Below are 23,859 nucleotides of genomic sequence, written 5' to 3' on the forward strand. Positions count from 1 at the left end.
ACAAACCTCCTGGGCGGGGGAGCGGGTCTCGCCGTGGGGGACGGCTGACCCGAGGACAACCCGGCCGATCTGCGAAAACCGGCCAGGTGAACAGAAGTATTCACATACTTAAGATCATTGACAAGGCTTGGATTCGCCCGAATCTGCCGATCTTGATCGCCCGCCTCGGCGCAACACCACCGACACGCTGGTGAACAACCACCGTCACACCGATGTCGAATTTCGCGAGCACGGTCATCGATGCCTGCCGGATGCGCGGACAGCGCCGGCGGATCACCTCAGGACATACGGCGACGGGCCCCGGGGCCGGGGCGGGGCACGACGTCGCGCGTCCGCTCCACGACGTGCCCGTCGGCGCACCGCAACTCGACGCGTACCGGCGCGCCGCAGTCACGGTGCGCGACGGTGAGCGGCGGCCCCTCCGGGTCGGCGAGGTACCGGTCACCCCATCCGAGCACGGCGACCAGCACCGGCCAGAGGTCCAGCCCCTTCTCCGTCAGCCGGTACTCGTGGCGCAGCCGACTGCCGGGCTCCCGGTACGGCTCACGACTGAGCACGCCCTGCTCCACCAGCGTGGCCAGCCGGTTGGTCAGCACCTGACGCGGAATGCCGGTGCGCACCCGCATGTCGTCGAAACGGCGTACGCCGGTGAACACCTCGCGGAGCACCACCAGGGTCCACCGCTCACCGAGGATCTCCATCGAGCGGGCGATGGTGCAGTTCTCCACCGACCAGTCCAGTGCCGCGGGTCGCATCCGACCAGGCTAGGTCTCGTTGACAGACTCAGCAAGCGGGTGTCAGGCTGCGTCCATGACGCAGACGCAGGAACCGGGGCGCAGTCGTACCTTCAGCTGGGCCGACCCGGCAGCCAACGCCGCCCAGGTCGGTCGACGCAGCGGCATCGACATGCTGCGGGCGATGATCGCCGGCGAACTGGCCGCGCCACCGGTGATGCACCTCCTCGACATGACCCGCATGCAGGCCGACGAGGGGCGGGTCAGCGTCGAGCTGACCCCGCAGGAGTTCCACTACAACCCGCTCGGCACCGTCCACGGTGGCGTGCTCTCGACCCTGCTGGACACCGCCGCCGGATGCGCCGTGCATACGACGCTGCCGGCCGGCGTCGGCTACACGTCGCTGGACCTCAACGTGAAGTTCCTCCGCCCGGTCACCGTCGACAGTGGCACCCTGCGGTGCGAGGGCACGGTGCTGCAACGGGGCCGCCGCACCGCCCTGGCCGAGGCCCGCATCACCGACGCGAACGCCCGCCTGATCGCCCACGCCACCAGCACCTGCCTCCTCCTCCCCCAACCCTGACCCCGAACCCCACCCTCACTTCCCCACCCTCACTCCCCCACCCTCACTCCCCACCCAACTCGGGTGATCATGAGGTTGACGGGCGGTTCGGAGATCCAACGACCCGCCAACATCATGATCAACGAGGGCGGAGGTGTGGGGCGGGGGTCCGGGGGTGTGGGCCGGGGGTCGGGGGGTTAGCGGAGGGCTAGGCGGGCGGCTCGGGCGTCGCGCTTCTCCTCGAAGCGGCTCGCGGCGCGGTCGAGGTCCTGCAGGTGGGTGGCCAACTGCTCCTGGGCGGCTGCGCCGTCGGCGTCGAGGCCGGTCACGTTGAAGACGTCCCACTGACGCAGCACCGGCTGCAACACCTCGTCGCGGTGCTGGCGCAGGTCGTAGATGCCGGCCAGGGCGATCGCCACGGACTTGCGGGCGAAGCCCTCGATGCCGTTGCCCGGCATCTGGAAGTCGGCCACCACATCGGCGACGGCCCGCATGGCCTGGCTCGGGGCCAGCTCGAACGCGGCGGCCAGCAGGTTGCGGTAGAAGACCATGTGCAGGTTCTCGTCGGCGGCCACCCGGGCCAACAACGCCTCGCAGGCCGGGTCGCCAGTGGCCTTTCCGGTGTTGCGGTGCGAGATCCGGGTGGCCAACTCCTGGAACGAGACGTACGCCAGCGAGTGCAGCACCTCGTCGCCGTGGGCGTTGGTGTAGCCCTCCGACATGTGCGTCATCCGGGCCCGCTCCAACGCCACCGGGTCGACGGCGCGGGTGACGGTCAGGTAGTCCCGGATCGCGACCCCGTGCCGGCCCTCCTCGGCGGTCCACCGGTGCACCCAGGTGCCCCACGCGCCGTCGCGGCCGAACAGGGTGGCGATCTCGTGGTGGTACGAGGGCAGGTTGTCCTCGGTCAGCAGGTTCACGATCAGCGCGGTACGAGCCACGTCCGGGATCGTGGAGTCGGTCGGCGACCACGCCTCACCGCCGAGCGGACCGTCGAAGGTGCGCCCCTCGCTCCACGGCACGTACTCGTGCGGGAACCACTCCTTGGCCAGCTTGAGGTGCCGGTCCAGGTTGCGGGCAACCACCGGCTCCAACTCGACGAGCAGTGCGGTCTGACTCAGTGTGGTGCTGACGGTCACGAGAAGCTCCCTACGGTGGCGTAACTTACGCTACCGTAGGTCCCCGCGGCCGTTAGCGCCAGTGGGAGCCCTCAACCGACCGCCGGCTTCAGGTCCTCCGCCGGTGGCATCCACTCCTGGTCGACGGCGGTGACCTGCTCACCGGAGCGGATGTCCTTCACCTCGTCCGGCGCCCCGTCGACGCCCGGGAACCAGACGTACGGAATCCCCCGCCGCTCGGCGTAACGGATCTGCTTGCCGAACTTCGCCGCGCTCGGCGACACCTCGGTCGGCACGCCGCTGCGGCGCAGCGCCTCCGCCACCCGGTTGCTGGCCGTCCGCCGCTCCTCGCTGGTCACCGCCACGAGGACGGCGGTCGGCACCTCCCGGGAGACCGACAGGGCCCCCGCGCCGAAGAGCAGCCCGAGCAGCCGGGTCACCCCGATCGAGATGCCCACCCCGGGGTACGAGACCGCGCCCGCGCTGGCCAGGTTGTCGTACCGGCCGCCGGAGCAGATCGAGCCGAACCGCTCGTAGCCGCGCAGCTGGGTCTCGTAGACGGTGCCCGTGTAGTAATCCAGGCCACGGGCGATGCGCAGGTCCGCCACGCAGAGGCCGGGCGAGTGCTCGGCGGCGGTCTCCACCACCCGGACCAGCTCGTCGATGCCCTCGTCGAGCAGCGGGTCGCTCACCCCGAGCGCGCGTACGGCGTCCGCGAACGAGGCGTCCGGCGCGGAGATCTCGGCCAGCGCCAGGCACGCCTTGGCCTGTGCCTCGCTCGCCCCGGCGGTCTGGGCGAGCAGGTCGGCCACCTTCGCCGGGCCGATCTTGTCGAGCTTGTCGACAGCGCGCAGCGCCGCCTCCGGGTCGGTCAGCCCGATGCCCCGGTAGAAGCCCTCGCAGATCTTGCGGTTGTTGACCTGGATGGTCACCGGTGGGATCGGCAGGGACCGCAACGCGTCCCCGATGACCAGGGGCATCTCCGCCTCGTGGTGCGGGGCCAGGATGTCCCGGTCGACGATGTCGATGTCGGCCTGGACGAACTCCCGGTAGCGGCCCTCCTGCGGTCGCTCACCCCGCCACACCTTCTGGATCTGGTAGCGGCGGAACGGGAAGGCCAGCTTGCCGGCGTTCTCCAGCACGTAGCGGGCGAACGGCACGGTCAGGTCGAAGTGCAGGCCGAGCTGGTCGTCGCCGCCCGCGCTCTCCGCGTCGGCGTGCAGCCGCCGGATCACGTAGACCTCCTTGGAGGTCTCACCCTTGCGCAGCAGCTGGTCCAGCGGCTCCACCGCGCGGGTCTCCAGCGGCGCGAAGCCGTACAGCTCGAAGGTGGCCCGGATCCGGTCGAGCACGAACTGCTCGATCATCCGCTGACCGGGGGTCCACTCCGGGAAGCCGGAGATGGGCGTGGGCTTGCTCATCGGCGTACTCCTTGCGCTTCCGCGCCGGTGGCGCGGTGATGTCGTGGGTCCGCGCGCGGCGCGGAGGAGATCTAGAGGCCCCGGGTGGGGGCCGCCGGTCGGCCGCCGCCGACCTGGGCCACCTCGACGAGGTACGGGTTGCTGACCCGCTCGCGGCCGATGGTGGTGGCGGGCCCGTGGCCGGGCAGCACGACGGTGTCGTCGGCCAGCGGAAGGATCTTGTCGCGCAGGCTGCTGAGCATGGCCGGCATGCTCCCGCCCGGCAGGTCGGTGCGGCCGATCGACCCGGCGAAGAGGACGTCGCCGGAGAGGCACAACTCGTCGGCCTCCCAGCTCGACCCGGCGCCCGGGAGCCGGAACAACACCGACCCGCCGGTATGGCCCGGGGCATGATCGACGGCGATCTCCAGACCGGCGAGGGTGAGGGTGGCGCCGTCGGTCAGCTCCGCCACGTCCTCCGGCTCGGTGTAGCTCAGCCGGCCCCCGAACAGCGACGTCAGGTCGGTGGAAAGCCCCTTGGACGGGTCGGCCAGCATCTCCCGGTCACCGGGATGCACGTAGGCGGTGATGCCCCGCGCGCCACACACCGGCGCGACCGAGAAGGTGTGGTCGAGGTGGCCGTGGGTGAGCAGCACGGCGGCCGGATGCAGGCGGTGCTCGGCGAGCAGCGCGTCGAGCTGGTCGAGCACCCCGATGCCGGGGTCGACCACCACGCACTGCTCCCCCGGCGCGGTGGCGACCACGTAGCAGTTGGTGCCGAAGGCGTCCGCGGGAAAGCCGGCCACGAGCACGGGCGCTGTCCTCTCCGTCGAGCAGTAGTCGTCCTGCCAGCAGCCTAACGGGCATGCCGAGCGACTTTGCCGCGTCCGTCTCAGGCACCCCGTACGGCACAGTGACAACTCCCGATAAGCGCTGCTCGCGATGGGGTGGAACCTCGTACACCACATTCCCAGTCGCTAGCCGTACACTCTGGCGGGCGTGTGGCGCGACACACGTGACGCCCGGACGGGCCGGGACGCCCGGCCGCCGGCGACGACCAGGTGAAGGAAAGGGGAGCACGGGTGGCTTCCAGCAGGGACCGGCAGCGCAAACTGGCGCGGGCCAAGCTCGACCGGCAGATGGCTCGCCGGGCCGCCGCCACGCGGCGCCGCCGGCAGATCCAGGCCGGGGTCGGGGCCGCTCTGATCCTCGTGTTGGTCGTGGCCGGCTCGGCCTGGGCGCTCGGGGCGTTCGACTCCGACCCGAAGCAGAACACGGCCGCGGCGGAGACCTGCATCTGGACGCCGCAGGACGCGACCGCGAACACCAACCTCAAGGACGTCGGCACGCCGGCGACCAAGGACCTGCCCACCGACGGCACCCGCACGATGACGGTGACGACCAACCAGGGCGCGCCGATCACCGCCGAGCTGAACCTGACCAACTCCCCGTGCGCGGCGGCGAGCATCGCCCACCTGGCGAGCCGGTCGTTCTACGACAACACCAAGTGCCACGAGATCACCGCGGACGGCGCGCTGCGCTGCGGCGACCCCAGCGGCACCGGCCTCGGCGGGCCGACCTACTCGTTCTACGACGAGGAACTGCCGACCGTGCCGTCGGCGTCCCCGTCGGCCAGCCCGGCCCCCGGCCAGCCGCCGACGTACCCGAAGGGCACCGTGGCGATGATCTCCAACCCGCCGGGCAGCAACGGCAGCCAGTTCCTGCTCTTCTTCAAGGACTTCACCACCACCGACCCGAAGTTCCCGGTGATCGGCCGGGTGACCGGCGGGCTGGACGTGGTGGAGAAGATCGGCGCCCTCCCGACCGTGGACAATGGGACCGGAGCCAAGGTCAAGCCCAGCACCGACGTGACGATCCAGAGCCTCACCGTCGGTGAGCCGGTCACCGGTGCGGCGCCGTCGGCCACCGGCGCTCCGGTCAGCAGCCCGAGCGCCGGCTGACCGGTCGCCACCACCCACCCAGTCGGCACTCAGCAGCAGACAGCCAGGAGGATCCAGGCGTGACGTCCACCAGAGAGCGGCAGCGCGCGGCGGCACGCGCCCGGCTCGAGAAGGAGATGGCCGAGCGCTCGGCCAAGGCCCGCAAGCGCCGGCAGACGCAGGCGATCGTCAGCGCGGGTGTCGCGCTGGTGCTCGTGGTCGCCGGCACCGTCTGGCTGGCGGTGAGCCTGGGCGGCGACGACGACAAGCCCGACACCACCACCGCAGCGCCGGGGGCGTCCGAGTGCGCGTTCAACGCGCTGCCCACCGATCAGCGGCCCCCGCAGATCAAGGACGTCGGGCTGCCGAGCAACGAGCAGTCCGGCACCGGCGTGCAGACCATGACGATCGACACCAACCTCGGCCCGATCACCGCCAAGGTCGACCGTTCGCTGGTGCCGTGCACCGCCGGCAGCTTCACCTACCTCGCGGAGAAGAACTTCTTCGACAACACCAAGTGCCACCGTCTGGTGACCGAGGGCATCAAGGTGCTGCAGTGCGGTGACCCGAGCGCCACCGGCAACGGCTGGCGGGACACCGACGGCCAGGGCGGCCCGAGCTACCGCATGGCCGAGGAGAACCTGCCCACCGACAAGCGCCCGCCGTACCCGGAGGGTGTCATCGCGATGGCCAACTCCGGCCAGCCGGGCAGCACCGGCAGCCAGTTCTTCATCGTGTACGGCGACTCTCCGCTGGACCCGGCGTACACGGTGCTCGGCACCATCACCGGCGGTCTGGACATCGTCAAGGACGTGGCCAAGGCCGGTGACGACGGGGCGTTCGCCCAGCAGGCCGGTGGTGGCCACCCGAAGAAGGAGGTCGTCATCAAGGACCTCACCATGAGCAACCCGCAGGGCTGACACCCCGCGCACGCGAGGAAGCGCCCGCCGGCTGAGCCGGCGGGCGCTTTTCCGTGTGCGGCTCAGGCGCCGGAGGTGACCCGGTAGGCGTCGAAGACGCCGTCGACCTTGCGGACCGTGGCCAGCAGGTGGCCCAGGTGCTTCGGGTCGGCCATCTCGAAGCTGAACCGGCTCACCGCCACCCGGTCGCGGGTGGTGGTGACGGTGGCGGAGAGGATGTTGACCCGCTCGTCGGAGAGCACCCGGGTGACGTCGGCCAGCAGCTTGTGCCGGTCCAGTGCCTCGACCTGGATGGCGACCAGGAACGTCGAGGCGGAGGTGAGCTTCCAACTCACCTCGACCACCCGCTCGCTCTGTGCCCGCAGGTCCTCGGCGTTGGCGCAGTCGTCGCGGTGCACGCTCACCCCGCCGGAGCGGGTGACGAAGCCGAACACCGAGTCCGGTGGGACCGGGGTGCAGCAGCGGGCCAGCTTGATCCAGACGTCGCTGACGCCCCGGACCACGACACCGGGGTCGCTGCTGCTCTGCCGGCTGCGCGGTGGCCGGGTGGCGACGGCGGTCTCGGCGATGTCCTCCGCCGCGCCCTCCTCGCCGCCGTACGCGGCCATCAGCTTCTGCACCACCGACTGCGCGGACACCTGACTGTCGCCGACCGCCGCGTAGAGCGACGCCACGTCGGCCAGGTGCAGGTCCCGGGCGATCGACATGAGCGCGTCGGAGGTCAGCATCCGCTGCAGGGGCATGCCCTGCTTGCGCATCGCCTTGACGATCGCGTCCTTGCCGGCCTCGATCGCCTCCTCGCGCCGCTCCTTGTTGAAGTACTGCCGGATCTTCGTGCGGGCGCGCGGGCTCTTGACGAAGCCGAGCCAGTCCTGCGTCGGGCCGGCGGTCTCGGACTTCGACGTGAAGATCTCGATCACGTCGCCGTTGGAGAGCGTCGACTCCAACGGCACCAACTTGCCGTTGACCCGTGCCCCGATGCACTTGTGCCCGACCTCGGTGTGCACCGCGTACGCGAAGTCGACCGGCGTCGACCCGGTCGGCAGCGGGATGACGTCACCCTTCGGGGTGAAGACGTACACCTCCTGGCTAGACAGGTCGAAGCGCAGCGCATCCAGGAACTCGCTGGGGTCGGCCGCCTCACGCTGCCAGTCGAGCAACTGCCGCAGCCAGGTCATCTCGTCGATGTGCGCCGGCGGGCCGACGATCTGGGTGCCCTTGTGCTCCTTGTACTTCCAGTGCGCGGCGATGCCGAACTCCGCGGTGCGGTGCATCGCGTACGTGCGGATCTGCATCTCCACCGGCTTGCCGGTGGGCCCGATGACAGTCGTGTGCAACGACTGGTACATGTTGAACTTGGGCATGGCGATGTAGTCCTTGAACCGCCCCGGCACCGGCTGCCAGTTGGCGTGGATCACACCCAGCGCCGCGTAGCAGTCCCGAACCGTGTCGACCAGGATCCGCACACCCACCAGGTCGTAGATGTCGTTGAAGTCCCGACCCCGCACGATCATCTTCTGGTAGATCGAGTAGAGGTGTTTCGGCCGCCCGGTGGTCTCCGCCTTGATCTTGGCGGCCTTCAGGTCGGTCTGCACCTTCTGCGTCACCTGCCGCAGCAGCGCCTCGCGCTGCGGCTGGTGCTCCCCGATCAGCCGGTTGATCTCCTCGTAGCGCTTCGGGAACAACGTGCCGAAGGAGAGATCCTCCAGCTCCCACTTGATCGTGTTCATACCGAGCCGGTGCGCCAACGGCGCCAGGATCTCCAGCGTCTCCTTGGCCTTCTGCTCCTGTTTGGGGCGGGGCAGGAAGGTCAGGGTGCGCATGTTGTGCAGCCGGTCGGCCAGCTTGATCACCAGCACCCGCGGGTCCTTGGCCATCGCCACGACCATCTTGCGGATCGTCTCGGCCTTGGCCGCGTCACCCAGCTTGACCTTGTCGAGCTTCGTGACGCCGTCGACCAGCAGGGCGACCTCGCCGCCGAAGTCGGCCCGCATCTGGTCGAGCGTGTATTCGGTGTCCTCGATGGTGTCGTGCAGCAGCGCGGCGACCAGCGTGGTGGTGTCCATCCCCAGGTTGCCGAGGATCGTCGCCACGGCCAGCGGGTGGGTGATGTACGGGTCGCCGGACTTGCGGTACTGCCCGGAGTGCCACCGCGCGGCCGTGTCGAAGGCGCGCTGGAGCAGCCGGGCGTCGGCCTTGGGGTGGTTGTCCCGGTGGCTCGCGATCAGCGGCTCCAGCACCTCGCTGACCTGTGAGGTCTGCCAGGGCGCGTTGAACCGCGCCAACCGGGCCCGGACCCGCCGGCCGGTGGGCGCGTTGGACAGCGCGAAACCACCGCTCGGCGACGGGTCGATGCCCGCGTCGGTCGGGAACGGCACCACCACCCCGTCGGCGCCGGGCGACGCCTCGGCACTCGGCGGGGCACTGACCGGGGAGGCCGCGCTCTCGCTCGCCGCCCTGCTGGAGCCGTTGCCGGTGCCCGTCACCCGGGCCGGCACGTCGCCTGTCCGGTCGGTCACCGAGCCGTCAGCGTCGCCTGTCGGGTGCACCGTGCCCTCCGCCGGAGGGACGACATCGTGGGACACCGGCCTCCTCACCGCTCGCCGGAAACACACCGACCGAACATCGGTCGGCCTGGTCTCGCCTCGCCCGACGTGTGCCGCCGGCTTCGGCAAAGGGCAATGCTACCCGCACGGACGGCCCCCTGCCGCTCCGCCGGACGGTCGGCACCGGCTTCACCTCGACCGATCCGCCACCAAACGGCCGCCGACCCGTCGAGGGGGTCTAAACGGTCAACAGGGCGTGAACGGGACGCTGAGCCAGCCGGTCCCGCCCACCCAGGAAGCCGAGTTCCAGCAGCACGGTGAAGCCGGTGACGGTCCCGCCGGCCCGCTCGACCAGATCCAGCGTCGCCTCGGCGGTGCCCCCGGTCGCCAGCACGTCGTCCACCACCAGCACCCGGTGCCCGGCCGTGAAGGCGTCCTCGTGCACCTCCAGGGTGGCCTCGCCGTACTCCAGGGCGTAGGAGACCGAGTGCGCCGGGCGGGGCAGCTTGCCCGCCTTCCGCACCGGCACCACGCCCACCCCGGCGGCGTACGCGACGGCCGCCGCGACGACGAAGCCGCGCGCCTCGATGCCGACCACCACGTCGAAGGCGTCCCGCCCGTGGTACGCGACGATCCCGTCGACCACCTCACGGAAGACCTTCCCGTCGGCGAACAGCGGCATCAGGTCCTTGAACAGGACGCCGGGCTTCGGGAAGTCGGGCACGTCCAGGACCCGACTGGCGACCAGTCGGGCGGTCTCCGGGCCGCTGTCCCCGCGCGCCTCGGTGCTGTGGGTCTCCGTCACGGCTGTCTCGTTTCCCTTCGACGACGAACGGCGTCCGGCAACAGCATGCCGGACGCCGTTCGGGTGGTCCCGTTCGGGTGTTTAGCCTCGGGTCAGCGCCGCTTGGCGCCACCCGGCCGGTTGCCGCCGCCACCCGGGCGACCGCCTCGGGCACCGGTCGGCCGCTTGCCCGCCGGCCGTGCGCCCACCTTCGGGGCGGCGCCGGCCAGCGCCGCGGCATCCGGGTCGAGCGGCTCGTCGGTGGCGTCGGCCTGGGCCGGGCTCGTCGGACCCTTGCCGGCGACCTCGCCCCGGGCGATCGCGCCCCGCCGGGTCAGGACGCGCTTGTTGTGCGCCTGGATCCGCGGGTCGTAGTTCTTCAGCAGCGCCAGCAGCGGCGTGGCCACCAGGATGGAGGTCAGGAACGCCACCGCCATACCGACGAACAGCACCAGACCGAGGTCCTTCAGCGTGCCGGCACCGAGCAGGCCGGCACCGATGAAGAGCAGACCACCGACCGGCAGCAGGGCCACCACCGAGGTGTTCAACGACCGCATCAGGCTCTGGTTGATGGCCAGGTTGGCCGCCTCGCCGTACGTCTGGTTGTTGTTCGCGGTGATGCCCCGGGTGTTCTCCTGGACCTTGTCGAAGACCACCACCACGTCGTAGAGCGCGAAGCCCAGGATGGTGAGGAACCCGATGATCGTCGACGGGGTGACCTCGAAGCCGACCAGCGAGTAGATACCGGCGGTCAGGATCAGGTTCATGATCAGCGAGGAGACCGCGGCGACGGCCATCCGCCACTCGAAGCGCAGGATCAGGTAGACCATCACCAGCGCGATGAAGATGACCAGACCGAGCACGGCGCGCTCGGTGACCTGGCTGCCCCACGCCTCGCTGACCTGGTTACTGCTGATCTGGTCGGCGTTGATGCCGAGGTCCTCGGCGATCTGGGCCTTGACCGCAGTGGCCTGCTCGGCACTGAGCTGCCCGGTACGCAGCTCGTAGGAGTCGCCACCGGGGCCGCCGACCTTCTGCGCGGTGACCACCTCGATGCCGGTGTTCTCCGCGGCGAGCGCCGAGTCGACCTCGCGCTCGGCGTCGTCCAGGGTGCCGACGCTCGCCGGCACCTGGAACGAGTTACCGCCGGCGAACTCGATGCCCAGGCTGAAGCCACGAATCGAGAAGCTGAGGATCGCGATCAGGACCAGGACTCCGGCGACGCCGAACCAGAGCTTGCGTCGGCCGACGATGTTGAGACCGGCCTCGCCGTTGTAGAGGCGGCTCGCCAGACCGTTTCGAGCCATCTCAGGCCTCCTTGGCGCGCGGGTTGCGGGGCTGCTGAGTCGGCTGGTTGCGAGCCGGGAGCGCCCGGCCCAGACCGCTGACCCGCGGGGACAGGAACGCCCGGGTCCGGGCGAACATCGTCATGATCGGGTGACGGAAGAGGAAGACCACGACCAGGTCCAGCACCGTGGCCAGACCGAGCGCGAAGGCGAAGCCCTTGACCGTGCCGACCGAGACCACGTAGAGCACCACCGCGGAGAGCAGGGTGATCGCGTTGGCCGAGATGATCGTCCGGCGGGCCCGGATCCAGGCCCGGGGCACCGCGCTACGCGGGCTGCGCCCCTCCCGGATCTCGTCCTTCAATCGTTCGAAGTAGATGACGAACGAGTCCGCCGCCACACCCAGTGACACGATCATGCCAGCGATGCCGGCGAGGGTGAGCGTGAAGCCGATCTGCCGACCGAGCACCACCAGCGCGCCGAAGACCAGCAGCGCGGAGAGGATGAGGCTCAGGAAGATCACCGAGCCGAGCAGCCGGTAGTAGAAGAACGAGTAGATGATGACCAGCAGCATGCCGATGCCGGCGGCGAGCAGACCGGCACGCAGGTGGCTCGCGCCGAGCGTCGCGGTGACGTTCTGCGCCTCCTGCTGCTCGAAGGTCACCGGCAGCGCGCCGTAGCGGAGCTGGCCGGCGAGCGCGCTGGCGTCCTTCTGGTTGAAGTTGCCGGTGATCTGCGAGTTGCCGGTCAGCACACCCTGGATCTCCGGCGAGGAGACGATCTCGTTGTCCAGCACGACGGCCACCCGGCACTTGCCGTCCTGACCCAGCGCGGTCGCGTCGCAGGCCTGGCCCTCGTTGTTGAACGACTCACGGGTCAGTGCGGTCCACTTGCTCTGGCCCTCGCCGGAGAAGTCCAGGCTGACGACCCAGGAGTTGGTCTGGTCGAGCACCGCGTCGGCGTCGTCCACGTCGGTGCCGAGCACCTTGGCCTGGTCCAGCAGGTACTTCGACGCACCACCCTCACAGGCGACGACCTGCTGCTTCGGCTCGGAGATCGACGCCGGCGGGCGCTTGTCGAGCTGCGCACAGCCGATCGTCGGCACGTTGAACTGCATCTGCGCCGGCAGCACCGCCACCTCCTGCGGCGACAGCGTGCCGAACGGCTTGAGCTTGTCGCCGAGCGACGGGTCGGCGGTCAGGTCGGCCGGGGCCTGCAGCCCGTTGGCGGCCTGCCAGGCGGCGGCGCCGACCTTCTGCTCGACGGCCTTGCGCTGCTCCTCGATGCTGGCCGGCACCGGCTCGGCGCTGGCACTCGGCGTCGGCGAGGCGGCGCTCGGCGAGGCGGACGCGGAAGGCGTCGGCGTGGCGCTGGGCGACGCGGGGGCCATGCCGCCCTGACCGCCGCTGGGCGACGAGGTCGCCTTCGGCGCGCCGCTGCCCGACGGGGTCGGGGTCGCGCCGCCGGACGGGGTCGGGACGGCGCTGCCCGACGGGGTCGGGGTGGCCGCCGGCGGCGCGGCGACCGTCCCGCTGCCGTCCGCCGCCTTCAGCACCTTCCGGAAGCGCAGCTCGGCCGCGCTGCCCACCTCGTCGAGGTTCCGGTTCTCACCGGGCAGGGAGATGACGATGTTCCGGTTGCCCTCGGTGACCACCTCGGCCTCGGCGACGCCGAGCCCGTTGACCCGGCTCTCGATGATCTGCCGGGCCTCCTCGAGGTTCTCCGCCGTCGGCGGCCTGCCGTCGACGGAGTTGGTCGCCTCCAGCGTCATCCGGGTGCCGCCGATCAGGTCCAGGCCGAGCTTTGGCTCAAGCCGGTCCTTGAAGCTGCCGTTGGCGCCGGCGAAGAACACCAAAAGATAGAGGACCACGAAGATGAACCCGAGCACGGCGAGCTGCCGCCCGGGGCGCATCTGTCCCTGAGGTGGTGCCACGGCTGTCCTGTCTCCCTGTACGGTCGCGCCGCTCTGCGCAGCGACGGCGGTGTCGGGCCGGTGATCCCGCCCGACGGGTCTGCCTTGAGCCGACGTGAGGCCGACACGAGGACCGGGCGGCGTGCTTCGCCGACTGTCACGGGAACGTGCCGACGCCCGGCGTCGACCCAACTATCCAGTTTTCACGTCTCGTCCGCTGCCCCGTCGGGCGCGGCGACCCGGCCGTACGCCGAACCACCACCCCGGGAGGGGGCGGTCAGTCCTTGGCGGTGTCCGCGTCCTCGGTCACCGGCTCGCTCGGCAGCTCCGCGCGGGTGACCACCCGGGCGATGGCCGGGCGTGCGTAGCGGGTCTGCACGCCCGGTGCGACCTCGATCAGGACGGTGTCGTCCTCGATGCCGGTGACCGTGCCGTAGAGCCCGCCGATCGTCACGACCTCGTCGCCGGGGCCGAGGTTGGACTGCATCGCCTCCGCCTCACGGCGGCGCTTCTGCTGGGGCCGGATCATCATGAAATACATGACGCCGAAGAGCAGGGCGATCATCAGGATCGGCGTGAAACCGCCGGCCCCGCCGCCCGATGCTGCGTAATGCACGGTTACTGACCTTCCCATTGGCCGCCTTCCCGGCACCGGGGGTGCCGGAGCGGAGGCGGATTCTCACGTCCTGTACAGACCGCGGCGAAGTCTAAACCCTGCACCTGAGAACACCGAATGCGGCACAGATCACGTTCACATCACGGCTGTTCGGTATCCAAGGAGAACAGATCGGGCACGGCCGGACGGTCTGCGCCAAATGTACCATTCGGCGGATTTCGCCCCAGATGCCGCCAAGCCGCTTCCGTGGCCACCCGCCCCCGGGGCGTACGGGCCAACAGACCAGCCCGGACCAGGAACGGCTCGCAGACCTCCTCGACCGTGTCCGGCTGCTCCCCCACCGCCACCGCGAGGGTGGACAGACCCACCGGACCTCCCCGGAACGAGTCGACCAACGCGGTCAACACCGCCCGGTCCAACCGGTCCAGACCGAGCGCGTCCACGTCGTACACGGTCAACGCGGCACGGGCGGTCTCCAGATTGACCACCCCGTCGGCCCGTACCTCCGCGTAGTCCCGGACCCGGCGCAGCAACCGGTTGGCGATCCGGGGCGTGCCCCGGGACCGCCCGGCGACCTCCGCGGCGCCCTCGGCGGTGATCGGCACGCCGAGGATCCGCGCCGAGCGGTGCAGCAACGTCTCCAGCTCCACCGGAGAGTAGAAGTCGAGGTGGGCGACGAAACCGAACCGGTCCCGCATCGGCCCCGTCAACAGACCCGAGCGGGTCGTCGCACCGACCAGGGTGAACGGCTCGACGTCCAGCGGGATCGCCGTCGCCCCCGGACCCTTGCCGACCACCACGTCGACCCGGAAGTCCTCCATCGCGCTGTACAGCAACTCCTCGGCCGGCCGCGCGATGCGGTGGATCTCGTCGATGAACAGCACGTCGCCCTCGGCGAGGCTGGTCAGGATCGCCGCCAGATCACCGGACCGCTCGATCGCCGGGCCGCTGGTCACCCGGATGCCCGCACCCAACTCGGCCGCGACGATGTTGGCCAGACTCGTCTTGCCCAGCCCCGGAGGGCCGGACAGCAGGATGTGGTCCGGCGGTGAACCACGCCGCATCGCGCCCTGCAACAACAGGTCGAGCTGGTCGCGTACCCGATCCTGGGCGATGAACTCGGCCAGCCGCCTCGGCCGGACCGTGGCCTCCGCGTCCCGGTCGGCGTCGCTGACGTACGCCGAGACGAGCCCGTCGGTCTCACTCACCGGGTACGACCGAGCAGGCGGATGGCCTGCTTGAGCAGGACCGGCACCGGCGGCGTCGGACCGTCGACGGTCTCCGCCACGGCGGCCACCGCCTGGTCGGCCTGACCGGCCGTCCAGCCCAGCCCGACGAGCGCCTGCCGGACCTGCTCCGGCCAGGCCCCACCGGTCACGCCGCCCGCACCGTCGACACCGATCGGCACCGGCCCGATCCGGTCGCGCAGCTCCAACACCAGACGCTCGGCGCCCTTCTTACCGATGCCGGGCACCCGGGTCAGCGCCGCCGTGTCGGCGTTGGCGATCGCCTTGCGTACCGCGTCCGGGGTGTGCACCGCCAGCACCGCCTGGGCCAGGCGCGGACCCACCCCGCTCGCGGTCTGGAGCAGCTCGAACAGCGACTTGGCGTCGTCGTCGGCGAAACCGTAGAGGGTGAGCGAGTCCTCCCGCACGACGAGGCTCGTGGCGAGCCGGGCGACCTGGCCGACCCGCAGGTCCGCGATCGTCCCGGGGGCGCAGTGCACGGCCAGACCGACACCGCCGACCTCGATCACGGCCTGGTCCGGACCCGTCGCGGTCACCGTGCCGCGCACGCTGGCGATCATCGTGCTCCTCCTCGTCGTGCCCGGTCGGCCGCCGCCGCCAACTTCGAGCGGGTCCCACCGCGCCAGACATGGCAGATCGCCAGGGCCAGCGCGTCGGCCGCATCGGCCGGCTTCGGCGGCTCGTCCAGCCGCAGCAACCGGGTCACCATCGCGGTCATCTGCGCCTTGTCGGCCTGACCGGACCCGGTCACGGCCGCCTTCACCTCACTCGGCGTGTACGTCTGCACGGGCAACCCGGCGCGCGCCCCGGCCAACACGGCGATGCCGCTGGCCTGCGCGGTGCCCATCACCGTACGCACGTTGTGCTGGCTGAACACCCGCTCGACGGCGACACTCTCCGGCTGGTGCTCGGCGACCAGCTTGGTCAACGACCGGTCCAGGTGCAGCAGGCGCAGCGGCAGCTCGTCGGCCGGGTCGGTGTAGACCACGTAGTACGCGATCAGAATGCAGGGCCTCCCCGGCACACCCTCGACCACGCCCACACCGCACCGGGTCAACCCCGGGTCGACACCAAGCACGCGCATGCCGCCCCCTCCCCAGCCGTCAGCAGTACGTGTGTTCGACACCCTAACCGTCGTCGTTCACGCCAGCCCCACGGGACACGCCCTCCGCGCCCCGCGCCCCGCGCCCCGCGCCCCGCGCCCCGCGCCCCGCGCCCCGCGCCCCGCGCCCCGCGCCCCGCGCCCCGCGCCCCGCGCCCCGCGCCCCGCGCCCCGCGCCCCGCGCCCCGCGCCCCGCGCCCCGCGCCCCGCGCCCCGCGCCAAGATCCTCACAACATCGGTGATGTTGCTGCCTCAGACACGCGAGAGGCAGCAACATCCCCGTTATTGCGCGGATCTTGACGACGAAGACCACCCGCGGCCGATCGGGAGCGGGGTCAGAACGCCGTCGGCGGTCAGGGTCACGCTCGAACCAGGATGTAGTGGCAACGGAGCGCCGGGATACCACTACATCCTGGATGTTGCCCGATCCTGCGGCGCGACAGGCAGCACGCGCGACGGGCAGCGCGCGCGACGGACAGCGCGCGAGACGGACAGCGCGCGAGACGGACAGCGCGAGACGGGCAGCACGCGAGACAGGCAGCACGAGGGGCGGGTGACGAGGGCGGGGCGAGCGGGAGTACGGCCGGCTGTGGACGGCGAGGGCGGGCGAGCCACACAGCTTCGGCCTGGAGTATGTGTCTCCGGCCCATGTGCCGGGGAGGACACAGCTCGTAACTTCATGCGCCATGACGGCAGAACCCGTGGTGGTCCCCCACGTCGTGCAGGTTGACCTCGCTGGTCGCACCGCCCTGGTCACCGGGGGTGGCAGTGGCATCGGGCGGGCGTGCGCGCTGCGGTTGGGTGCGGCCGGCGCGAAGGTGCTCGTGGTGGACCGCAACCTGGAGGCGGCCAAGGCGGTGGCAGCCGAGGCGGGCGGCCGGGCCGAGGGTGTGGACCTGTCCGACGCGGCGGCGGTGGATCGCCTCGACGTGGACGTGGACATCGTCGTGAACAACGCCGGGCTTCAGCACGTCGCACCGCTTCAGGACTTTCCGGTCGAACGCTTCGAGTACATCCAGCGGGTGATGGTGGAGGCGCCGTTCCTGCTGATCCGCCGGGCTCTGCCACACATGTACGCCCGGGGGTGGGGTCGCGTCGTCAACATCTCCTCGGTGCACGGGTTGCGTGCCTCGCCGTACAAGGCGGCCTACGTCTCGGCCAAGCACGCCCTGGAAGGGCTGTCGAAGGTGGTCGCGTTGGAGGGCGCCGCACACGGGGTGACGGCCAACTGCATCAACCCGGCGTACGTGCGCACCGCCCTCGTGGAGAGCCAGATCGCCGACCAGGCGGTCAGCCACGGCATCGACGAGACCGAGGTGATCGAGAAGATCATGCTGGCCCGGGCCGCGATCAAGCGGCTGATCGAGCCGGAGGAGGTGGCCGAGCTGCTGGCGTACCTCTGCTCGCCGCCCGCGGCGTTCATCACCGGCGCGTCGATCGCCCTCGACGGGGGCTGGACGGCCAACTAGTGGGCCCGAGCACAATGTCGACCATGTCATCGCCGGTGGAGTTCCTGGAGCTGCTCGCGCGGGAGGCCGCCGCGGTCGAGTTCGAGGGGCCGCTGGTGGCCGCGCGCGCCGCCGGGTTGCCGCCCGACCGGCTGGCCGAGCTGGAGCAGGCCAAGTCGGTGGCGTTGCGGGTACGCGCGTTGTTGGAGCGTCGACGCCGCCGGGAGAGCGAGCTGTCCGGCCTGTACGACACGGTCAGTGACCTGGCCGGTCTACGCGACCTCGACGACGTGCTGCGGGCGATCGTGCACCGGGCCCGCAACCTGCTCGGCGCGGACGTGGCCTACATGACGTTGAACGACGACGAACGCGGCGACACCTACATGCGGGTGACCGACGGGTCGGTGTCGGCCCGCTTCCAGCGGCTTCGGTTGCCGATGGGTGCCGGCCTCGGTGGCCTGGTGGCCCAGTCCGGCGCTCCGTACGTCACCGCGAACTACGGCGAGGACGCGCGCTTCCACCACACCGGCGAGATCGACGCCGGGGTCGGGGAGGAGGGCCTCGTGGCGATCCTCGGGGTGCCGCTGCGGCTCGGTTCCACCTCGATCGGTGTGCTCTACGCGGCGAATCGTTCGGCTCGACCGTTCGTCCGGGAGGAGGTGGCGCTGCTGGTCTCCCTCGCCGCGCACGCCGCGGTGGCGATCGACACCGCCCGGCTGTTGACCGAGACCCGCTCGGCGTTGGCCGAGTTGTCGGCGGCGAACACCACCATCCGGGCGCACAGCAGCTCGGTGGAGCGGGCCGCGGCGGCACACGACCGGATGACGGCGTTGGTGCTGCGCGGCGGTGGTGTGGAGGACGTGGCGGCCGCGGTGACCGAGGTCCTGGGCGGCGCACTGCTGGCGCTGGACGCCGAGGGCCGCCTGCTGGCTCGGGTGGGCGAGATCGACGAGCCGGACCGGGCGGACATCGTGGAGGCGGTGGCGGCGTCGCGCACCGAGGGTCGCAGCGTGCGCCGCAGCCCACTCTGGTACGCGGCGGTGGTCGCCGGCGCGGAGAACCTGGGTGCGTTGGTGCTGCGCCCGGACGACGAGCTGGTCGACGCCGACCAGCGGATCCTGGAGCGCGCCGCGTTGGTGACCGCGCTGCTGCTGTTGTTCCGCCGGACGGTCGCGGAGGCGGAGGGGCGGGTGCGTGGCGAGCTGCTGGACGACCTGATCGCCCGCCCGCTGCGGGACACCGACGCGTTGCGCAGTCGGGCACGCCGACTCGGGGTGGACCTGGACGCGCCGCACGTGCTGGTGGCGGTGGGCGAGGACGCGATCGCCGCGACCGGTTCGGCTCGGCAGCGGGTGCTGTCCTGGGCCACCACGTACGCGTCGGCGCGGGGTGGGTTGGCGGCGGCGCGCGACGGCCGGGTGGTGCTGATGCTGCCCGGGCAGGACGCCGGTGGCAGCGCTCGCGCGGTGGCCCGGGACCTGTCCCGGGTGACCGGCCGTCCGGTGACCGCCGGGGCGAGTGGCCCGTCGAACGGTCCGGGGGCGCTGGCCGCCACGTTCCACGAGGCGGACCGGTGCCTGACGGCGCTGGGCGCTCTGGGCCGCGCCGGCCAGGGTGCGAGCACTGTGGAGCTGGGTTTCGTCGGGTTGCTGCTCGGGACGGTGGGTGATCGGGGCGAGAAGGACGTGACCCAGTTCCTGAGCGCCACCGTCGGGCCGGTGGTCGACTACGACGCCCGGCGGGGCACGGCTCTGGTGAAGACGCTGGACGCGTACTTCGGGGTGGGTGGCAGCCTGGCCCGGGCCGCCGAGCAGCTGCACGTGCACGTCAACACGGTGACCCAGCGGTTGGAGCGGGTGGGGCAGCTGCTCGGCGCCGACTGGCAGCGGCCCGATCGGGCGTTGGAGGTGCAGCTCGCGCTGCGCCTGCACCGGCTACGCGACCCGGCCGGCTGACCGCCCCGCCAGGCCGCACCCCGACCCGACGGAAAAGGCCGCGCCGGGCCCGACGGGAACGTCGCGCCCGGCCGGACATGCCCGGTCAGCGGGCGCGGATGCCTTCCAGCACGGCGTCGACGACCCGCTCGGGAAGGGTCTGCTCGTCCAGGTCCGGGTTCCACTTCAGCACCCGCTGGATCAGCATGGGGCCGGTGAGCAGAGCCATCGTCACCTCCACGTCGATGTCGGCGCGGAGCACACCCTCGTCGATGCCGCGTCGCAGCACCTCGCGCATCAACTGCCGCCGGGGCGAGATGATGTTCTGGTAGAGCTGGAACTGGTCCGCGCTGCGGTTCACCGCGGGCACCAGGCAGGGCATGATCTTCGCCGCCCGTGGGTCGACGTTCTTGCCGATCGCGCCGACCAGCAGCACCAGGTCGTCGCGGACGGAGTGCCCGGCCGGCTTCGCCAGGACGCCCTTGAGTCGCCGCAGCGCGTCGAGCAGCAAGGCGTCCTTGCCGGCCCAGCGGCGGTAGATGGTGGCCTTGCCGACCCCGGCGCGGGCGGCGATGGCCTCGATCGAGAGCGCCTCGACGGTGCTGCCCTCGGCGAGCAGGTCGAGGGTCGCCTCGATGATCGCCTCGTCGGCGCGGATGCTCCGCGGTCGCCCGGGCGACCGCGGAGCATCGGCAGTGGACGTCATGTCCGACATTCTCCCCGAACCTATGCCGTGCCGGCCAACTCGGGCTCGGCGGCCGGGGCCACCGGGGCGTGGCTGGTGTCGTCCCGGCCGGGCATCCAGCGCAGCACCACGATGATCCCGAGCGCGGCGATGATCCCGGCGAGCCCGGCCGCCCAGTGCATGGCGGTGACGAAGGCGTCGTTGGCCGCCGAGATCAGCGCCGGCGCCGCCGGGCCGAGCTGGCCCGCCGCCGCGTACGCCCCGGAGATCGACTCGTTGGCCGCGTCGCGGGCGCCGGCGGGCAGCCCGGTCAGCGCGTCACCGACGTCGCTGCGGTAGACCGCGGAGAGCACCGAGCCGAGGACCGCGACGCCGAGCGCACCGGCCACCTGACGGATGGTGTTGCTGACCGCGGAGCCGACGCCGGCCTTCTCGCGGGGCAGCGCCGACATGATCGACTCAGTGGCCGGCGGCATGATGTTGGCCATCCCGACGCCCTGGAAGAAGTAGACGACCAGCACGATCCAGATCGGGGTGGACGCGTCGACGAAGGCGAACGCGGCGAGGGCCGCCGTGGTGAGGGCAAGCCCGACGGTGGCGACCGCCTTGCCCCCGTAGCGGCGGACCATCGCGGCACTACGCGGCGCGAAGATCAGCTGGGCGCCGGCGAAGGGCAGGAAGAGCAGACCGGTCTGCAGCGGGCTGTAGTCGCGCACCAGTTGCAGGTAGAACGACCCGAAGAACAGCGAGCCCATCGCGGCGAAGAACACCAGGCCGACGATCGCGACCGGGGCGGCGAACCGGGGCACCTTGAACAGCCGGACGTCCAGCGACGGGTGGTCGCTGCGCCGCTCGTGTTGGACGAACCAGGCCAGCACGGCGACGCCGACGAGGATCGAGCCCCAGGCCAGCGGGCGGTCGAAGCCGTGCTCGCCGCCGTCGATGATGCCGTAGGACAGGGCGACCAGGCCGACCACGGAGAGCAGGACGCCGAGCACGTCAACGCGGCCCGGTCGCGGGTCGCGCGACTCGGGGACCAGCAGGGCCACCAGGATCACGCCGGCCACGACCACCGGCACGTTGATCAGGAAGACCGAGCCCCACCAGAAATGCTCCAGCAGCGCGCCGCCGAGGATCGGGCCGATGGCCACGGCCAGACCGACGGCACCGGCCCAGACGCCGATGGCCCGACCACGCTCACGGGGGTCGAAGACGTTGGAGATGATCGACAGCGTCACCGGCATGATGGCCGCGCCACCGACACCCATCAGGGCGCGGGCCGCGATGAGCTGGCCGGGGCTCTGGGCGTACGCGGAGAGCAGCGACGCCAGGCCGAACAGCGCCAGACCGATCATGAGGAAGCGCTTGCGGCCGGCGCGGTCGCCGAGAACGCCGAAGGTGAACAGCAGCCCGGCGAAGACCAGCGTGTAGGAGTTGATCGCCCACTCCAGCTCGCCCTGGCTGGCGCCGAGGCCGTGCACCGGGTCGGCCAGGGTGCGCAGGGCCACGTTGAGGATCGTGTTGTCGAGGACGACCACGAGGAGGCTGATCACCAGCACCCCCAGGATCGCCCACCTCCTCGGGTGGCCGGTGTTGTCGTGCAGCTCCATGCCTGGTTTCCCCCCATGCTCTACCGCGGCGCAATACGATACGGGTCAGACTCGTAACGTGGGTCAGCCTACGGCCCGCATTAACGATACGGCACCGATCCGTATCGTATGTGGTGAGCATCACGCCCCGCAGGCACGGCCGAACAGACGGCGACCGCGTCCGACAACGAGTCGAGGTGCGCCGCCGGCGGGGTGAGCGGCTCGATCCAGCCGGGCCCCGCGCCGTACACCCGCAGGCGCGGGAAGTCCCGGGCGAAGCGCACCAGACGGTACGCGCGGCCGGTGACCGGCGTCTGCGACCAGAGCACGACGGTGTGCGGGCGGGCCCGCCGCACCGCGTCGGTCAGCGCCGACCAGGGCAACGCGGGGCCCAGATTCAGACAGCCGCGACCCTTCTCGCGCAACGCGGCGGCCAGGGCCTGCACGCCGAGGCTGTGCGCCTCCCTCTCGACGCCGGCCAGCAGCACACCGCCGGTGGGCAGGGCGCGGCCCGGCTCGCGGCGGTACGCGTCCAACCCGACCCGAAGCCCCTCGCACAAGGCGTGCTCGACGACGACCTCCGCGGCGGTCCGCCCCGGAAGCCGAGCCAGCAACGGACGGCAGACCTGCTCCCAGACCGCCGGCACGCCCCACGCCCCGGCCATCTCCAGCACCAGCGTGGCGACACTGTTACCGTCCAGGTCCTCGGCCGCCGACAGGACCTGCTTGTGCGCGATCTCCACAGCCTCGGCCGGCATCGGATCGGTCAGCACCAGACGTACCCCCGGGTAGATGGTTTCCACCCGGGATTCGCCGAAACGACGCACGGCGGATGCGCCGTCGCGGAATTCACCGGCGGCGGACCGCGCGGGACAGCAGACCGACAATGACATCAACCCGGGCCTCTGCATCAACCCGGGCATCGTCACCGGCAGGTGACGCCCGTCCGAGAGGAGAGCAGCATGACCGACGCCAGCGCGCGAGGCCCGCAGCCTCGGCGAGGGACGATCCAGCGGATGGACAACGTCGCCATCGTCGTCGACGACCTCGCCACCGCCGTGGCGTTCTTCGTCGAACTCGGACTTGAGTTGGAAGGCGAGGCGACGGTCGAGGGCAGCGCGGTGGACCGCCTCCTCGGGCTCGAGGGGGTCCGCTCGGACATCGCCATGATGCGCACCCCGGACGGCTACGGACGCGTCGAGCTGACCAAATACCAGACGCCGTCGAGCCGCCACGGTGACCCGTCCGCGCCGACGAACACGCTGGGCGCCCATCGCATCATGTTCGCCGTCGACGACATGGACGACATCCTCGACCGCCTGCGCCCGCACGGAGCCGAACTCATCGGCGAGCTGGTGCAGTACGAGAACAGCTACCGGCTCTGCTACCTGCGCGGCCCCGCCGGCATCGCCATCGCACTGGCCGAGCAGACCGGGTAACACCCAGGGCAATCGCGACTGGACGCCGCGGCCGGGGCCCGCTACGGCGTCCAGTCGCGGCGGAGCAGCCCGTAGATCACCATGTCCGCGAAGCCGTCACCGTCGTACTCGCGCTCCCGCAGGGTGCCTTCGTGCGTGAAGCCGCACGCCTCCGCGGTCCGCCGCATGGCCGTGTTGCCGGCCAGCGTCTCCAACTCCAGACGGCGCAGGTTGCGGTTGCGGAAGCCGTACCGGCAGAGCAGCCGGATCACCTCGGTCCCGTACCCCTGGCCACGTGCCTCGGGGAGCAGCGAGATGCCCAGGTGGGCGAACTGGTTGAACGCGCTGATCCCCCACAGCACGCTGCCACCGAGGAACGTGCCGTCGGCCACGGTCTCCGCCACCAGCGACACGTTGGCCTGGCCGTCGGGCGGGTCGGCGACCTGCTTCTCCAGCCGCGCCCGGATCTGGCCGACGTGGCGCGGCAGGAACGGCTCGCCGTCGGTGATCAGGTGCAACTCGGGATCGCCGTACAGCCGGAACATGTTCGGCGCGTCGTCGGGAGTGGGCGGGCGCAGTCGGACCCGCTCGGTGGCGAACATTCCGCGACGCTAACAG

Annotated in this window: 23 protein-coding genes; 6 read left to right on the forward strand and 17 right to left on the reverse strand. The window is 71.2% G+C overall.

Annotated elements, in window-relative coordinates:
- Positions 1-100: 100 nt before the first annotated feature.
- Together O7617_RS01200 and O7617_RS01205 are read right to left on the reverse strand one after the other, a co-directional pair.
- The gene (locus O7617_RS01200; protein WP_282260903.1) at positions 101-238 is read right to left on the reverse strand and encodes a hypothetical protein; all 138 of its coding nucleotides are present in this window, start codon (positions 236-238) and stop codon (positions 101-103) included.
- Positions 239-278: 40 nt separating this feature from the next.
- Complete coding sequence (locus tag O7617_RS01205) at positions 279-755, reverse strand: helix-turn-helix domain-containing protein (RefSeq protein ID WP_282260904.1); 477 nt, start codon at positions 753-755, stop codon at positions 279-281.
- Between the two features lie 55 nt (positions 756-810).
- On the opposite strand from O7617_RS01205, the gene O7617_RS01210 reads away from it, so the two are divergent.
- A complete protein-coding gene (locus tag O7617_RS01210; protein WP_282260905.1) occupies positions 811-1,317 on the forward strand; it encodes a PaaI family thioesterase in 507 nt (168 codons plus the stop codon).
- A 176-nt stretch (positions 1,318-1,493) separates the two neighbouring features.
- Here the strand turns inward: O7617_RS01210 and O7617_RS01215 are convergent, their stop codons facing one another.
- The 3 genes from O7617_RS01215 to O7617_RS01225 all read right to left on the reverse strand — a co-directional run bounded on the left by O7617_RS01215 (position 1,494) and on the right by O7617_RS01225 (position 4,626).
- On the reverse strand, positions 1,494-2,435 hold the full coding sequence (locus O7617_RS01215; RefSeq protein ID WP_282260906.1) for an acyl-ACP desaturase: 942 nt from the start codon (positions 2,433-2,435) through the stop codon (positions 1,494-1,496).
- 71 nt (positions 2,436-2,506) lie between these two features.
- The gene (hisS, locus tag O7617_RS01220) at positions 2,507-3,835 is read right to left on the reverse strand and encodes a histidine--tRNA ligase (protein WP_282260907.1); all 1,329 of its coding nucleotides are present in this window, start codon (positions 3,833-3,835) and stop codon (positions 2,507-2,509) included.
- A 71-nt stretch (positions 3,836-3,906) separates the two neighbouring features.
- Positions 3,907-4,626: an MBL fold metallo-hydrolase gene (locus O7617_RS01225; RefSeq protein ID WP_282260908.1), complete on the reverse strand. Its 720-nt coding sequence runs from the start codon at positions 4,624-4,626 to the stop codon at positions 3,907-3,909.
- 270 nt (positions 4,627-4,896) lie between these two features.
- Between O7617_RS01225 and O7617_RS01230 the strand changes: the two genes are divergently transcribed.
- Entirely contained in the window at positions 4,897-5,775 is an 879-nt protein-coding gene (locus tag O7617_RS01230) for a peptidylprolyl isomerase (RefSeq protein ID WP_282260910.1), read from the forward strand.
- A 59-nt stretch (positions 5,776-5,834) separates the two neighbouring features.
- On the forward strand, positions 5,835-6,674 hold the full coding sequence (locus O7617_RS01235; protein ID WP_282260911.1) for a peptidylprolyl isomerase: 840 nt from the start codon (positions 5,835-5,837) through the stop codon (positions 6,672-6,674).
- Between the two features lie 62 nt (positions 6,675-6,736).
- On the opposite strand, the gene O7617_RS01240 is transcribed toward O7617_RS01235, so the two are convergent.
- The 8 genes from O7617_RS01240 to ruvC all read right to left on the reverse strand — a co-directional run bounded on the left by O7617_RS01240 (position 6,737) and on the right by ruvC (position 16,149).
- Entirely contained in the window at positions 6,737-9,259 is a 2,523-nt protein-coding gene (locus O7617_RS01240; RefSeq protein ID WP_282260912.1) for a bifunctional (p)ppGpp synthetase/guanosine-3',5'-bis(diphosphate) 3'-pyrophosphohydrolase, read from the reverse strand.
- Between the two features lie 199 nt (positions 9,260-9,458).
- Positions 9,459-10,025 (reverse strand): adenine phosphoribosyltransferase, encoded by a 567-nt coding sequence (locus O7617_RS01245; protein WP_282260913.1) that lies wholly within the window; start codon positions 10,023-10,025, stop codon positions 9,459-9,461.
- A 92-nt stretch (positions 10,026-10,117) separates the two neighbouring features.
- A complete protein-coding gene (gene secF, locus O7617_RS01250) occupies positions 10,118-11,311 on the reverse strand; it encodes a protein translocase subunit SecF (protein ID WP_282260914.1) in 1,194 nt (397 codons plus the stop codon).
- 1 nt (position 11,312) lies between these two features.
- A complete protein-coding gene (secD, locus tag O7617_RS01255; RefSeq protein ID WP_282260915.1) occupies positions 11,313-13,223 on the reverse strand; it encodes a protein translocase subunit SecD in 1,911 nt (636 codons plus the stop codon).
- Positions 13,224-13,479: 256 nt separating this feature from the next.
- Positions 13,480-13,836, reverse strand: coding sequence for a preprotein translocase subunit YajC (gene yajC / locus O7617_RS01260; protein WP_282260916.1), 357 nt, complete (start codon positions 13,834-13,836; stop codon positions 13,480-13,482).
- A gap of 122 nt (positions 13,837-13,958) precedes the next feature.
- Positions 13,959-15,026: a Holliday junction branch migration DNA helicase RuvB gene (gene ruvB / locus O7617_RS01265; protein WP_282260918.1), complete on the reverse strand. Its 1,068-nt coding sequence runs from the start codon at positions 15,024-15,026 to the stop codon at positions 13,959-13,961.
- Entirely contained in the window at positions 15,023-15,625 is a 603-nt protein-coding gene (ruvA, locus tag O7617_RS01270; RefSeq protein WP_282260919.1) for a Holliday junction branch migration protein RuvA, read from the reverse strand. The genes ruvB and ruvA overlap by 4 nt, the downstream gene beginning before the upstream one ends.
- Positions 15,622-16,149, reverse strand: a complete 528-nt coding sequence (ruvC, locus tag O7617_RS01275; RefSeq protein ID WP_282260921.1) for a crossover junction endodeoxyribonuclease RuvC — start codon at positions 16,147-16,149, stop codon at positions 15,622-15,624. Before ruvC ends, ruvA begins: the two co-directional genes overlap by 4 nt.
- A 704-nt stretch (positions 16,150-16,853) precedes the next feature.
- On the opposite strand from ruvC, the gene O7617_RS01280 reads away from it, so the two are divergent.
- Positions 16,854-17,636 (forward strand): 3-hydroxybutyrate dehydrogenase, encoded by a 783-nt coding sequence (locus O7617_RS01280; RefSeq protein WP_282260922.1) that lies wholly within the window; start codon positions 16,854-16,856, stop codon positions 17,634-17,636.
- Positions 17,637-17,650: 14 nt separating this feature from the next.
- Entirely contained in the window at positions 17,651-19,570 is a 1,920-nt protein-coding gene (locus O7617_RS01285) for a helix-turn-helix domain-containing protein (RefSeq protein WP_282260924.1), read from the forward strand.
- 85 nt (positions 19,571-19,655) lie between these two features.
- Here the strand turns inward: O7617_RS01285 and O7617_RS01290 are convergent, their stop codons facing one another.
- From O7617_RS01290 to O7617_RS01300, 3 genes are all read right to left on the reverse strand, one after another.
- Positions 19,656-20,264 (reverse strand): TetR/AcrR family transcriptional regulator, encoded by a 609-nt coding sequence (locus tag O7617_RS01290; RefSeq protein WP_282260925.1) that lies wholly within the window; start codon positions 20,262-20,264, stop codon positions 19,656-19,658.
- 11 nt (positions 20,265-20,275) lie between these two features.
- Complete coding sequence (locus tag O7617_RS01295; protein ID WP_282260926.1) at positions 20,276-21,844, reverse strand: MFS transporter; 1,569 nt, start codon at positions 21,842-21,844, stop codon at positions 20,276-20,278.
- Positions 21,845-21,924: 80 nt separating this feature from the next.
- A complete protein-coding gene (locus O7617_RS01300) occupies positions 21,925-22,626 on the reverse strand; it encodes a transcriptional regulator (protein WP_282260927.1) in 702 nt (233 codons plus the stop codon).
- A gap of 159 nt (positions 22,627-22,785) precedes the next feature.
- Here O7617_RS01300 and O7617_RS01305 point away from each other — a divergent pair, with 159 nt between their 5' ends.
- The gene (locus tag O7617_RS01305) at positions 22,786-23,262 is read left to right on the forward strand and encodes a VOC family protein (protein WP_282260928.1); all 477 of its coding nucleotides are present in this window, start codon (positions 22,786-22,788) and stop codon (positions 23,260-23,262) included.
- A gap of 41 nt (positions 23,263-23,303) precedes the next feature.
- On the opposite strand, the gene O7617_RS01310 is transcribed toward O7617_RS01305, so the two are convergent.
- The gene (locus O7617_RS01310) at positions 23,304-23,843 is read right to left on the reverse strand and encodes a GNAT family protein (protein ID WP_282260929.1); all 540 of its coding nucleotides are present in this window, start codon (positions 23,841-23,843) and stop codon (positions 23,304-23,306) included.
- Positions 23,844-23,859 lie beyond the last annotated feature (16 nt).

This window comes from Micromonospora sp. WMMD1155, assembly GCF_029581275.1.
GTDB lineage: Bacteria > Actinomycetota > Actinomycetes > Mycobacteriales > Micromonosporaceae > Micromonospora.